The following is a 12,623-nucleotide window of genomic DNA, read 5'->3' as shown; positions in this document are numbered from 1 at the left end:
GAATTAAGTTAAAAAAACTTTATCCTAATAAATTAAATTAACAATGCACTAGAAACTAAACCAAAAGAGAAACCTGTTGAAACCGGAGATACCGTTATAAATTTAAAAGCATAAAACAATCAGGTTTTAGCTGAAGCAACTAACTAAAAACAAAAATTTCTTAATTTTTTGGACGATGTATAATAATAAATGTAAAGTCTGGAAATTGAGAAATTTTTTTATGCAAAAAATGAAAAAATATTTGTTAGCAGGATTGATTTTTACAGTAATAATATTTGCTGCCAAATCCGCATATTCGCAGGATGCAAATTATTATTATTTTAAAGCAAATTCTTGTCTGACATCAGGAAGAATGACTGAAGCCATAAATTATTATAATCAGGCAATAAGTTATGATGAAACTTTTTTTGAAGCATATTTGGGGCTTTCTATAGCTTATAAAGAAACAGGCGATTACGAAAAAGCGCTTAAATATGTTCAGTATGCCATCAGCTTAAGACCTGACTACTATCAGGCTTATTACAACCTGGGATTAGTTCTCGAAAAGCAGAACAAACGTAATGAAGCAATAAAAGCTTATGAGAAGTTTCTCAAGGGAGTGCCTGCTGCATCAAAATTTTCTGATGCCAAACAAAGGATTTTGCAATTAAAAGAATCGACTTAGAGTCTTTTTATAATTCTTTTTTATTGACAAAAAATCTGTTATTAATAGAATAAAAACGTATACACATAAAGATTTTATAAAGATAGTGACTGAAATTGAAAATTAATATTAAGGAATTGCTAAACCTACCAGATAAGGCTCTGGATATTACTTTTCAGGAAAGAATCAAAGAACTGGAAAATAATACAGCTGTTGATGCTATCCTTAATGTTGCAGTTACTGCTTATGGAGTTAATATAAAGGGACACGTAAAAACTGATTTAAAATTGGCTTGTGATCGGTGTCTTGCTGAATACGACTATAATATAGATGTTGATGTGGACGAAGATTACGTTACTGAAAGCATAATTTCCGGAGAACACAAAGAATATGAGTTAACAAAAGGGCAATTTGTCGAAGAATTAAAAGGTAGAGACGAAATAGACATTACTGATTTCTTGTATCAAACCATTATTCTTGAAATTCCTCAGAAAAAAATCTGCAAAGACGCGTGCAAAGGGTCAGAATCGTATCAAAAAATAATTTCTGAAAAATATATTGATGAAAGACTTGAAGTATTTAAATCTTTTTCAGAAAATAACTATAAAGAAGATAAATAATTTAACATAATGAAAGTAGGTATAAAATGGCAGTTCCAAAGAAAAGAGCAGGTAAATGCGCACAAGGACACAGAAGATCACACTGGAAAGCAACACTTTCCGAAACTGTTAAATGTTCAAATTGCAATGAAGTTGCTTTAGCTCATACAGTTTGTACAAGTTGCGGTTTTTATGGCGGAAAACTTGTCAGCGCGAAGCTTGCAGAATAATTATAAATCTATTAGCTATAAAAAATAAAGATTAGAGATCGTATTATAGGGAAAAAGAGTAAAATAAAATGTCGATTAAAATCGCAGTAGACGCAATGGGTGGAGATTTTGCTCCTTTAGAAATTGTTAAAGGTTCTGTACTGGCGGCAAGGGAATATAATATTCCTGTTTTACTCGTTGGTCAGGTTGATAAAATCAATGCTGAATTAAATAAATATGATGTATCCGGTCTTGATATTCAAGTAGTTAAGGCTGATGAAGTTATTGAAATGTGTGAAGCCCCGGGCAGCGCTATTAGAAGAAAAAAAGATGCTTCTATAGTTGTTGCTGTTGACCAAGTAGCAAAAGGCAATGCACAGGCACTTGTTGCTGCGGGTAGTACAGGTGCGGCTATGGCAGCCAGTCTTTTTGGGCTTGGCAGATTGCCAGGTATATCCAGACCTGCTATTGCGGTTGTACTTCCTACTACAGATAAGCCTGTTGTACTTCTTGATGCAGGCGCAAACAGCGAATGTGAACCGGAAAACTTATACCAGTTTGCTATTATGGGAAGTGCTTTTTCTTCCAAAGTTATTGGCGCAGAAAACCCCAGAGTGGGAATTTTAAATATAGGCGGTGAGTCAGGCAAAGGAAATACTCTGGCGCAGGATACCTACAAACTCTTTGCTTCAAGAGATAATTCCACAATTAATTTTGTCGGAAACGTTGAAGGAAGAGAAATGTTTTCAGGCATTTGTGATGTTGTCGTATGTGACGGATTTGTGGGCAATGTAACGCTGAAAGTTACCGAAGGTGTTGCCTCCATGATAATCAGCCAATTTAAAGAACAGCTTTATTCATCATTGCTTGCCAAAATAGGAGCATGGATTGCAAAACCTGCACTTATGAAATTAAGACAAAAAACGGATTATAATGAATACGGCGGAGCCTTGTTGCTAGGAATTAAAGGAACGTGCGTGATTTCGCACGGAAGCAGTAAAGCAATTGCTATAAAAAATGCTATAAAAGTGGCTAAAGAGTCTGTGGAAAAAGACGTAAACGGAAAAATATCCAGATTGAACGAGTCAAATAAACTATGCTAAATAATAGATATCCGGTAACTATAGCCGGTGTGGGCAAATGTCTGCCGGAAAAAATAATAACAAATAATGATCTTGAAAAACTTGTAGATACAAATGATGAATGGATTTTTACAAGGTCAGGAATTAAAGAAAGACGAATTGTAAGCGGTAACGAAACAGCATCTTCTTTAGCGGCAAAAGCGGCAAAAGAAGCACTTGCTTTCGCAGGTGAGGATGCAAAGAATATAGACCTGATTATATGCGCAACTTCTTTGCCGGATAATTTATATCCGTCTACTGCATGCGAAGTTCAATTAGCAATTGGAGCGGTTAATGCTGCTGCATTTGATGTTGTAGCTGCTTGCAGCGGATTAGTTTATGGTTTAAAAATTGCAAACAGCTTTATAGCCTCAGGAGAATACAATAATATTCTTTTAGTAGGCGTTGATATTCATTCGAGATTTGTAAACTGGAAAGACAGAACAACTTGTGTGCTTTTTGGCGATGGAGCAGGGGCTTTACTGCTTAAGAGATCGGATGATGAAGAAAATGATATTCTTTCTGTCGATATAGGAGCAGACGGGACAAAGGCAAGCGAACTGAAAATCCCTTTAACAGGAATTAATTGCCCGCTTGTTGAACAAAACACACCTGAATTGCAGTGTGTAAACATGAATGGTCGTGAAATCTATAAATTCGCGGTTAATTGCGTTCCTAAATCAATTATGAATGTTTTGAATAAAGCTGATTTAACTGTTAATGACATTGATAAATATATACTGCATCAGGCTAACATAAGAATTATTCAAGCTATCGCAGATAAATTAGACGAAAATCAGGAAAAATTTTATGTAAATCTTCATAAATACGGAAACACTTCTTCTGCTTCCATAGCAATCGCATTGACAGACGCTATTGAAGAGAATAAAATAGATTGTCCTTCGACATTAGTATTGAGCGGTTTTGGCGCAGGATTGACATGGGGAACTGCTGTTGTTAAATGGCGGGCGAAAGACAAAAGAAAACACATTGGAGAAATTAAATAAATGAGTAAATTGGCTTTTATTTTTCCCGGACAGGGCTCTCAATATATTGGAATGGGAAAAGATTTATATGAAAAATTTGACATTGCAAAAAAAGTATTTGATGAGTTTGATTTTATCCTCGGAAGCAGTTTATCAAAGCTTTGTTTTGAAGGTAATGAAGAAGATTTAAGACAAACAATTAATTCTCAGCCTGCTATACTGGCTGTTTCAATAGCTGCTTACGAAGTATTAAAAGCAAAAAGCAAATTAGTGCCTGATTATTTGGCGGGTCATAGTCTTGGAGAATATTCCGCTCTTTATGCAGGTGGGGTAATTAACCTTAAAGAAATTATAAAGCTCGTCCAGAAACGTGCAGAATTAATGAATGAAGCTCCGTCAGGAAGCATGACGGCAATTCTTTCGTTGGATGATGACAAAATACAACAATTACTGAAAGAAGCTTCATCTGAAGGGATAGTTTGTGCGGCTAATTACAATACACCGGATCAGACGGTTATAAGCGGTGAAACAAAAGCTGTTGAGAAAGCTAATGAGCTTGCTAAAGAAATGGGCGCTAAAAGAGTCATTCCTCTTCCTGTAAGCGGCGGTTTTCATTCGCCGTTAATGAAGCCTATAGCCGAAAAATTCGAAAAATTTGTCAATAACACTAACGTTAATGACGCAAATATCAATATTGTTACCAATGTTGACGCGAAAGCAACTGTTGATAAAGCTGAATTTTCATCAAAAATGATTAAACAGGTTTACTCTTCAGTTTATTGGAAACAGACAATCAGTTTTATGGCTGAACAAGGCGTGGAAACTTTTATTGAAATAGGACCGGGTAAAGTGTTATCGGGAATGATAAAGAAAATTTGCAAAACAGCAAAGGTTTATAATGTTTCTGACGTTGAATCCTTAGAAAAATTAGTAAATGAGTGTGTTATAGAGGTTGGTGTTTAAATAATTAGCACTGATTAAAGGAAAATTAGGGAGGATCCTAAACTTATGAGTGAAGAAAAAAGAATAGCACTAATAACAGGCGCATCAAGCGGAATTGGAAGAGTTTGCGCTATAGAACTGGCAAAAGAAGGTTGCACCGTTATAATTAACTATTATCCCGTGCCGGCATGCGAAGCTGATGCTGCCAATGTAGTTAAAGAAATTGAAGCATCAGGCGGAAAAGCAAAAGCTATCGGCTGCGATGTTACAAAAAGTGAAGAAGTAGAAAAAATGATTGCCCAAATCATGGATGAATTTGGCAGGATTGACGTACTTGTGAACAATGCAGGAATTACAAGAGACGGTTTGCTGGTAAGAATGTCCGATGATGACTGGGAAAGAGTTATCAATACAAACCTGAACAGTGTATTTTATGTAACAAGACCTGTTGCTAAAATAATGATGAAGCAAAGAAGCGGAAATATTGTTAACATGGCAAGTATTACAGGCGTTTTCGGTAATGCAGGTCAGGCTAATTATGCTTCCACAAAGGCTGCTGTTATAGGTTTTACAAAAACAATTGCAAAAGAATTGGCTTCCAGAGGCATTGTAGCAAATGCAGTAGCACCGGGATTTATTGCAACTCCTATGACAGAAAAATTGGATACAGATAAAATAGCTGAGCGTATCCCTCTTAAGAGACTAGGAACACCAGAAGACATTGCTGATCTGGTAAAATTCCTCTCCAAACCGAATTTATACATAACAGGACAGGTAATTGGAGTTGATGGCGGTTTAGTTATATAATTACAAACTGTAACATTAATTAGCTCGCTGTAGACAAAATATTATGATTTCAATTTAAATATAAAAAGATACAAAAATAGTTTAATTTTTGTTTAACGTAGATAACCAATCAATTTGAAAAGGAGAACCAAATGAGCGATACTTTTGAAAGAGTAAAAAAAGTAATAGTTGATCAATTAAGCGTAGAAGAATCTGAAGTTACACCTGAAGCCAGTTTTACAAACGATTTAGGCGCAGATTCACTTGATACAGTTGAATTAGTAATGGCTTTCGAAGAAGAATTCGGTGTTGAAATACCTGATGAAGAAGCTGAAAAAATCATTAAAGTTCAAGATGCTGTAAGCTTTATCCAAAAAAATAAAGAGTAATTTAAGTAATTTAAGTATTTATTAGTAAGGAAAATATGATGAGTAATAAAACCAGAAGAGTTGTAATAACAGGAATGGGCGTAGTAAGTCCATTCGGTGTAGGTCTAGACTTATTCTGGGATAATCTTGTAAAAGGTAACAGCGGGATTAAACCTGTAACTATCGTGGATTTGTCAAAACATCCAGTTCAAATCGGCGGTGAGTGTGCAGGTTTTGATCCTGAACTTTATCTGGACAAAAAAGAAGCCAAAAAAATGGACAGATTTACTCAACTCGGTGTAGTAGCTGCTATCGAAGCTATGAAAGATTCCGGATTGGATATGAGTAAAGAAGATCCAACAAGATTAGGTGTATATATTGGCAGTGCTTCTGGTGGAATGGCAACGATCGAAAAAAATCATCAGGCAATTATGGAAAAAGGTCCGTCAAAATGCAGCCCTTTTACTGTGCCGATGATGATTGTTGATATTGCCGCAGGAAGAATTTCCATTATGTTTAATGCAAAAGGTCCGAACAAATGTATAGTTACAGCTTGTGCTACAGCTTCACATTGTTTGGGAGATGCGTTCAGATCAATTGTTTATGGTGATGCAGACATGATGATAGCCGGAGGCTGCGAAGCTCCGCTAACTTCACTTGCAATGGCAGGTTTTTCCAGCGCAAGAACTTTATCCAGAAGAAATGACGAGCCTACTCTAGCAAGCAGACCTTTTGATAAAGACAGAGACGGGTTTGTTATGTCTGAAGGCGCGGGTGTTTTTGTTCTTGAAGAGCTTGAACATGCTTTAGCCAGAGGCGCAAAAATTTATGCTGAATTTGTAGGATATGGAGCAACTGCTGATGCTAACGACATCGTAGCGCCATGTTCAGACGGTGAAGGTGCAGGCAGAGCAATGCAATGCGCTCTTAGAGATGCCGGAATGAATCCTGAAGAAATTCAATATATTAATGCCCATGGCACAAGTACACCACTTGGAGATATTGCGGAAACTGTCGCAGTAAAAAGAGTTTTTGGCGATTATGCTAAAAACGGTTTGCTGGTCACTTCCACAAAAAGTATGACAGGGCATGCTTTAGGCGCAGCAGGCGCTATTGAAGCAGCAGCTTGTTTAAAAGTTATTGAAACAGGAATTGTTCCTCCTACCATTAACCTTGATAATCCAGATGATGAGTGTGATTTAGATTATGTTCCAAATCATGCAAGAAAAGTAGACAATATAAAAGGTGTAATGTCGAATTCATTCGGGTTTGGCGGACATAATGCTTCAATTATCTTCAAAAAATTTGAACAATAAAAAATAAATATAAATTAATAAAAAAAGAGGCTGTTGAAAATTTTAATCAGCCTCTTTTTTTTTATGTTATATAATTTTAGAAAAGAGTTGACGTTTTAAAGGGAAAATCTTATATATGCGTTTATCCAATAATCATGATTTACCGGGGACTTTAATAGTTGTAGAGGGTGTTGACGGTTCAGGAAAAAGTACACAAATATCATTATTGAGGGACTGGCTGGATTCTACAGTTCACGGGGTTATATTTACCGAGTGGAATTCATCAAAATTAATATCTGAAACCACCAGAAAAGCCAAAAAAAAGAATTTATTAACTCCCAGGACTTTTAGCTTGCTTCATGCAGTTGATTTTGCTGACAGATTGGAACAAATTATCGTACCTGCATTGAAAGCCGGATTTATTGTGCTTGCTGACAGGTATGTTTATACGGCTTTTGCAAGAGATGTTGCCAGAGGAGTAGACAGAAACTGGGTTAGAAACATGTATGGTTTTGCCATAAAACCTGATCTCGCTTTTTATTTTAATGTACCGGTGGATATTTCGCTCTCAAGAATTTGTACAAACAGAGCGCCAAAGTTTTATGAAGCAGGTATGGATTTGAATTTACACAACGACCCTTATGAAAGTTATAAAATTTTTCAGGGTCGGGTTATTGGCGAATATGACAAAATGGTTGATGAATATAATCTTATCAAAATGAATGCTGTTGATACTATTCACAGCCAACAAATTTTGTTAAGAGATATAGTCAGAAAAAAACTTGATGAAAAAGGAATAAAAGTATAAATGGAAACACAAACTAAACACGGTTATCCCGGTCTTTTAATTGTAATAGAAGGAACTGACGGAGCAGGAAGGTCTACACAGATTGAAAAACTTCGTGAATGGCTTGCTATAGAAAGTTATGGTGTTGTTGTCAGTCAGTGGAAAACTTCCAAGCTGATGGCTAATGTTATTGATAATGCAAAAGAAAGAAACCTTTTAAACGCTTACACATTTAGTTTGCTTTATGCTTCGGATTTTGCTGACAGGCTTGAGCAGGTAATTGTACCGGCTTTGAAAGCAGGACTTGTTGTTCTTGCCGATAGATACACTTACACAGCTTATGCAAGAGATGTAGTAAGAGGAGTAAGTCCTGAATGGGCAAGAAAATTATATGATTATGCTCCCGAGCCCGATATGGTTTTTTATTTAAAAATGCCTGTAGAAGCTTTACTCAAAAGAATTATTTCTTCAAGCGGTTTAAATTATTATGAATCAGGACGTGATATAGGACTAAGTACTGATTTTTACGAAAGTTTTAAGCTTTATCAAAGAAAAATTATTGCTGAATATACCAAAATGGAACAGGAATTTAATTTTGTTACTATTGAAGGAACTCTTAAAGCTGACCATATTCAAAACAAATTACAAATGAAACTGAACGAACTGCTTAAAACAGGTGTCTTAAGTTAAATTATAAATATATGTTAAATTTAATCTGCTTATATATAAAGTTTTCAAGCCAACTGTTCGAATAATAATGTAGAATGAGTTATTGGATTTTGAACTTTTTCGGAAAAGATTAATATATGCGTTTTAATAATATGTTTGATAATAAAAAAGCTCAGGCATTAGTGGAATTTGCCTTAATTGCACCAATTTTGATAATGCTGCTGCTAATGATTACAGAATTTGGTTATATACTGAATGTCAGAAATACTCTGTCAGAAGCGACTAAAGATGCTTTAGCACAAACTAACAGCAAATTTAACAATATCACAGGTGCTACAACAGCAGCTAAAAGAGCTAATGTAGAAAACGAATTACAGGCAAGTATTACTGCTTATCTTAGAAAACGAGCTGTTCCTAATCCTTCAAGCGTTTACGTGTATATATATACAGATCCTAACGGGATTTCTACAGTCAGGACTTCTTATCCATACAGACTGGCAATGTCTGCATTTGCTGCATTACTTCCGGGGCCGTCCGGTGCTCCGACTATAACACTTGAAACATCGCAAATTATCAATTCTGCAATAGTTCATGTAAATAATTTCAATTCAGGCTTAACTACGCAGCAATTATCTTCGTTTTTTTCTGCACCTTCAAGCTCATTAAATACAAATATTGTATTTAATGTTATAACCCCAACTGTCAGTGAAAATTTAAAGTGGCATACTGCTCTTTTGGTAAGCTGGTATGATAATGATGATCTTAGTTATGTTACTAATGCTGACTATGCTGCTAATAGCACTGATTTCGGTAAGCCTATTTATGCACGACTATATAACTGGTATGGTCAGGACTTATTGCCCGCGAATGAACGTATAAACCTCAGAACTGCAACTATACAAGTAAGATCGCCATATTATAACGGTGGAAACTGGTTGGAAACCAAAATTCCCTATGTATGGATACTGGCAGCACTTGACTACACAGAAGTTTATTACACAAAATATAATTCAACAGTAGATATAAATGCTAGCGGGTTAGGGTGGACATTAAATGAATGCTCTACTAATAACTATTACTGGGCTTCTGATGAATGCCCTATAAAATGGTCAGGTACAACTTATCCTTATTTGTACAGAATATACCCTGTAATGTACAGTCAAACTGATCATGATTTATTCATGCAATCTTTTGGTTATCGTTGGTGCGGTGCGAACGGGGTGAATAACGCTGCAGGCACTCAAGCCAGATGCAACAGTGATCAAATTGGCTCTCATACTGCACAGGAACTCGCTTTAAAAGGTTTTACACGAGATGGTGTTTATAGTCCAGCAAGCGGGTTTAATTTTTCTTATAATAAGAGGGGAAATTATGAATATATTAATAATCTTGGTTCAACACATATAAATTCGATACAGCATTACACAGTTCAATCAAGAGACACCAGCGGTAATTTTGACGGTAATTACATAATTAATATATTTCAGCCTATTATATCTTATTACTTTGCCTCTGAAACAGAACCTGTTGACCCTGCTAAAATCAATGATACAAATGGACCATTATATAAGGCATTTCAATGGAAATTTACTATTAATGGACTAGGGAAAATGACTAGCGGTGTAGGAAATTCAAATATAATGAATGTTTATATGGACACAGATGGTGACGGAATCCCTGATGCGTGGGATAATAAACCTGCTTATTTTGACGCAGACGGAAATGGAATTTTAGATGGTTATCAACAATCTATGGGATCATTTGATTCTTCAGGGAGTTTGATAAATCAATTTAGCAGTGCAGCTACAGGTGATTATACATACCCGGTTCCCGGTGTGAACCAGACTTCAGGGGGATATAACGTAGGTCCGCCTATTTCAACTCCATTTTTATTTTACGGTCCATTTTGTGATACAAGAAAAACTGTTGCAACAAAAAAAAGTTTAATTGCTGATTCCGTTCTTTCTCAATTCAAAACTAACGGCGGCAAGTTATATGTGCAGTGTGATACAGGAAGCGGTACATATAATGATTTATGCAGGTATTATCCTACATGGGATTCTAGCGCGACAATCGCACTAAACCAGAAAGTAAACTTTATAAATGGTCATATCTGCGGAAACGATATATGCTTAGATAAATCTTCTGAAATGACATATCTTGAGAATAATAATTTTGTGGCAACAAACAAAGTTACAAGAACTCCACATCTGCCATTAGGCTGGTAAGATAATAATTATGCAGGTTTTTTAATAATGAAAAAAATACAATTTAAAATTAATAATTTTAGAAAAAAACGAAAAGGTGTTTCTATAATAATATTGTGTTACAGCCTTATTGCAATATTTGCACTTTGTACACTGGTAATTGATCTTGGTATTATATTAAATTGCAGATACGAGTTTCAAAAACTTATAGAAACTGCCGCTCTAGCCTCAATAACAGATTATGAAGCTTATGAAAACCCCTCAGATAACACGATAAAATATCCCACGATTGCTAATATTTCCACAAATGCAGGCAGTAGTATAAACAACAATATTAATGCTTTTGTTAAATCAAATTCTTTTCTTCTTATGTCTCAAAATATAACTCCTACGGTAACTTTTGGAACTACAAACCAGAGCAAATACTCAAGAGCTATAAAAATTGATGCAACAGCAGTAGTAAAAACATATTTTTTACAGATGTTTGGTATTAAGACAATCAAAATACCTGCTTCCGCTGCCGCAATGCATATTCCTGTTTATTTAAAGAACGGAAATATACTTAATGGGGTTTCTTTATACAAGGATACTGATATTAGAGACCCTGTAGGCGGTGCTGCCAGTACTCAAACAATAAACAGCGTAAGTTATACTCTGCCTGCTGTTACAAACGTTAATACCGGTTTTGGCAATGTTTACGGTATCCCTGATGCAAATGCCTTATCTCTTGGACCGGGAGGATATGTTACAATAAAACTCCCTGCGACGCTTGTTGACGGAAAAGGATTTGACTTGCAAATTATTACGGCAGGAAATATTTTCGGTTATTTTGTATTTGCCGGAAATGATGTTGACCCTGCAAATCCCTATGTTGATGCTGCTTCACCGGGGGCTGGAATTCAATGGGTCAATATCAGCTGTACAGGCACACCTGTTGGCACAACTACAGATGGAACAGTGGGATCTTACAACCAATGGATTGATCTTAACGGTAATGGAACTGTTGATACAGGAGAAACCCAAGCAAAGTTTTACGGAAGCGGGTATTTTGATCTTGGTGCTACTTGTTCTTCCGGTTATAACATAAATATTAAAAGTGCAAAGTATCTTAAAATCATTGATGATAATGCAGAAGACGGTTTTCTTTTAAAAGATCCTCAAAACGAGCCAAGTATAGGGTCAACGCCTTCATTTTTTTCAGGACAAAATTCTTCTATTGCTCCGGGTGTAAGCATTGATGCGATTGCAGTCGAACATCATTCAAAATTAATAAGTTCAGCTGATTTTACTCTTGATACAGATGGAGACGGTTTATTGGATGTGTTTGAAAACTCGCTCGGGCTTAACCCTTCAGGTTCATCTGACGGAAGTGGAACCAATAACGATGCTTTAAAGTTCTGGGGATATATAACTCCTGCAGGCGGAGGCGGTAATATATCTGATATTCTTATTGACAATCCCACAACTGCTCTCAGGCTCGGGTATCCGACACGTTTGGATAACCCGCCTAAAATGTATGTAAATTTTTAGTTTGTATATATTTGTAAAAGTTTTTGCTTTTTACAAAAAGTTTTAGTTAATGGTGAATTCGCTAAGCAATCGCAACACCCGTTAATTCTTGGTATTTTTCATTAGGCGTTTTAAAATTTAAGACTTTCATAGGTCTATTATTAATCCAATCTTCAACATATTGCAATTCAGCATCCGAAATTAAGTCAAAGTCTGTTTTTTTAGGAAAAAATCTTCTGATTAATCCGTTGATATTTTCGACAGTCCCTTTTTGCCAGGCACTATATGGCGTACAAAAATATGATTCGGTTTTAAGCTCCTTGTTTATAGCTTCGTGATAACAAAATTCAATTCCGTTGTCGTAAGTAATTGTTTTTCGTAAATTTTCAGGGTATTTTTTTAATATAGAAATGATTTTTGTGCTGGTTTCAAGAGCTTTTTTGTTAACCAGCTTTTTTCTGTTATGAGTAGCTGCCCATTGCTGTTTTACACGTTTATGTGT

The 12,623-nt window shown here is 35.7% G+C and carries 14 protein-coding genes; 13 read left to right on the top strand and 1 reads right to left on the bottom strand.

Going from position 1 to position 12,623, the window contains the following annotated elements; translation table 11 throughout:
* The first annotated feature begins 220 nt into the window (after window positions 1-220).
* The 13 genes from WCG23_11740 (at window position 221) to WCG23_11680 (ending at window position 12,142) form a co-directional block, all read left to right on the top strand.
* The gene (locus tag WCG23_11740) at window positions 221-664 is read left to right on the top strand and encodes a tetratricopeptide repeat protein (protein MEI8390540.1); all 444 of its coding nucleotides are present in this window, start codon (window positions 221-223) and stop codon (window positions 662-664) included.
* A gap of 116 nt (window positions 665-780) precedes the next feature.
* Entirely contained in the window at window positions 781-1,263 is a 483-nt protein-coding gene (locus WCG23_11735) for a DUF177 domain-containing protein (GenBank protein ID MEI8390539.1), read from the top strand.
* A 26-nt stretch (window positions 1,264-1,289) separates the two neighbouring features.
* The gene (rpmF, locus tag WCG23_11730) at window positions 1,290-1,472 is read left to right on the top strand and encodes a 50S ribosomal protein L32 (GenBank protein MEI8390538.1); all 183 of its coding nucleotides are present in this window, start codon (window positions 1,290-1,292) and stop codon (window positions 1,470-1,472) included.
* 68 nt (window positions 1,473-1,540) lie between these two features.
* On the top strand, window positions 1,541-2,554 hold the full coding sequence (plsX, locus tag WCG23_11725) for a phosphate acyltransferase PlsX (GenBank protein ID MEI8390537.1): 1,014 nt from the start codon (window positions 1,541-1,543) through the stop codon (window positions 2,552-2,554).
* Window positions 2,548-3,579 carry a beta-ketoacyl-ACP synthase III gene (locus WCG23_11720; GenBank protein MEI8390536.1) on the top strand — a complete coding sequence of 344 codons (1,032 nt, stop codon included), beginning with the start codon at window positions 2,548-2,550 and terminating at the stop codon, window positions 3,577-3,579. Before plsX ends, WCG23_11720 begins: the two co-directional genes overlap by 7 nt.
* Entirely contained in the window at window positions 3,580-4,521 is a 942-nt protein-coding gene (gene fabD / locus WCG23_11715) for an ACP S-malonyltransferase (protein MEI8390535.1), read from the top strand.
* A gap of 45 nt (window positions 4,522-4,566) precedes the next feature.
* Complete coding sequence (gene fabG / locus WCG23_11710; protein ID MEI8390534.1) at window positions 4,567-5,307, top strand: 3-oxoacyl-[acyl-carrier-protein] reductase; 741 nt, start codon at window positions 4,567-4,569, stop codon at window positions 5,305-5,307.
* A 131-nt stretch (window positions 5,308-5,438) separates the two neighbouring features.
* Window positions 5,439-5,675, top strand: a complete 237-nt coding sequence (locus WCG23_11705; protein ID MEI8390533.1) for an acyl carrier protein — start codon at window positions 5,439-5,441, stop codon at window positions 5,673-5,675.
* Between the two features lie 38 nt (window positions 5,676-5,713).
* Window positions 5,714-6,970 carry a beta-ketoacyl-ACP synthase II gene (gene fabF, locus WCG23_11700; GenBank protein MEI8390532.1) on the top strand — a complete coding sequence of 419 codons (1,257 nt, stop codon included), beginning with the start codon at window positions 5,714-5,716 and terminating at the stop codon, window positions 6,968-6,970.
* A 115-nt stretch (window positions 6,971-7,085) separates the two neighbouring features.
* Window positions 7,086-7,757, top strand: a complete 672-nt coding sequence (gene tmk, locus WCG23_11695; protein ID MEI8390531.1) for a dTMP kinase — start codon at window positions 7,086-7,088, stop codon at window positions 7,755-7,757.
* Window positions 7,758-8,426: a dTMP kinase gene (gene tmk / locus WCG23_11690; protein ID MEI8390530.1), complete on the top strand. Its 669-nt coding sequence runs from the start codon at window positions 7,758-7,760 to the stop codon at window positions 8,424-8,426.
* A gap of 116 nt (window positions 8,427-8,542) precedes the next feature.
* The gene (locus WCG23_11685; GenBank protein ID MEI8390529.1) at window positions 8,543-10,633 is read left to right on the top strand and encodes a TadE/TadG family type IV pilus assembly protein; all 2,091 of its coding nucleotides are present in this window, start codon (window positions 8,543-8,545) and stop codon (window positions 10,631-10,633) included.
* Between the two features lie 27 nt (window positions 10,634-10,660).
* On the top strand, window positions 10,661-12,142 hold the full coding sequence (locus WCG23_11680) for a hypothetical protein (GenBank protein ID MEI8390528.1): 1,482 nt from the start codon (window positions 10,661-10,663) through the stop codon (window positions 12,140-12,142).
* A gap of 61 nt (window positions 12,143-12,203) precedes the next feature.
* Here the strand turns inward: WCG23_11680 and WCG23_11675 are convergent.
* Window positions 12,204-12,623, bottom strand: a 420-nt coding sequence (locus WCG23_11675) for an IS30 family transposase (GenBank protein ID MEI8390527.1), incomplete at its 5' end; no start/stop codon positions are given.

The sequence above is a fragment of the bacterium genome (assembly GCA_037147175.1).
GTDB lineage: Bacteria > Cyanobacteriota > Vampirovibrionia > Gastranaerophilales > UBA9971 > UBA9971.
The sequence above is the reverse complement of the archived record's forward strand: the minus strand, read 5'-3'. Positions and strand labels throughout refer to the sequence as shown.

Coding starts and splice junctions, on each gene's coding strand:
- tmk (MEI8390531.1), top strand. CDS start 7,086: ATGCGTTTATCCAATAATCATGATTTACCGGGGACTTTAATAGTTGTA.
- WCG23_11685 (MEI8390529.1), top strand. CDS start 8,543: ATGCGTTTTAATAATATGTTTGATAATAAAAAAGCTCAGGCATTAGTG.
- WCG23_11705 (MEI8390533.1), top strand. CDS start 5,439: ATGAGCGATACTTTTGAAAGAGTAAAAAAAGTAATAGTTGATCAATTA.
- plsX (MEI8390537.1), top strand. CDS start 1,541: ATGTCGATTAAAATCGCAGTAGACGCAATGGGTGGAGATTTTGCTCCT.
- fabD (MEI8390535.1), top strand. CDS start 3,580: ATGAGTAAATTGGCTTTTATTTTTCCCGGACAGGGCTCTCAATATATT.
- WCG23_11740 (MEI8390540.1), top strand. CDS start 221: ATGCAAAAAATGAAAAAATATTTGTTAGCAGGATTGATTTTTACAGTA.
- rpmF (MEI8390538.1), top strand. CDS start 1,290: ATGGCAGTTCCAAAGAAAAGAGCAGGTAAATGCGCACAAGGACACAGA.
- WCG23_11720 (MEI8390536.1), top strand. CDS start 2,548: ATGCTAAATAATAGATATCCGGTAACTATAGCCGGTGTGGGCAAATGT.
- fabF (MEI8390532.1), top strand. CDS start 5,714: ATGAGTAATAAAACCAGAAGAGTTGTAATAACAGGAATGGGCGTAGTA.
- WCG23_11680 (MEI8390528.1), top strand. CDS start 10,661: ATGAAAAAAATACAATTTAAAATTAATAATTTTAGAAAAAAACGAAAA.
- tmk (MEI8390530.1), top strand. CDS start 7,758: ATGGAAACACAAACTAAACACGGTTATCCCGGTCTTTTAATTGTAATA.
- fabG (MEI8390534.1), top strand. CDS start 4,567: ATGAGTGAAGAAAAAAGAATAGCACTAATAACAGGCGCATCAAGCGGA.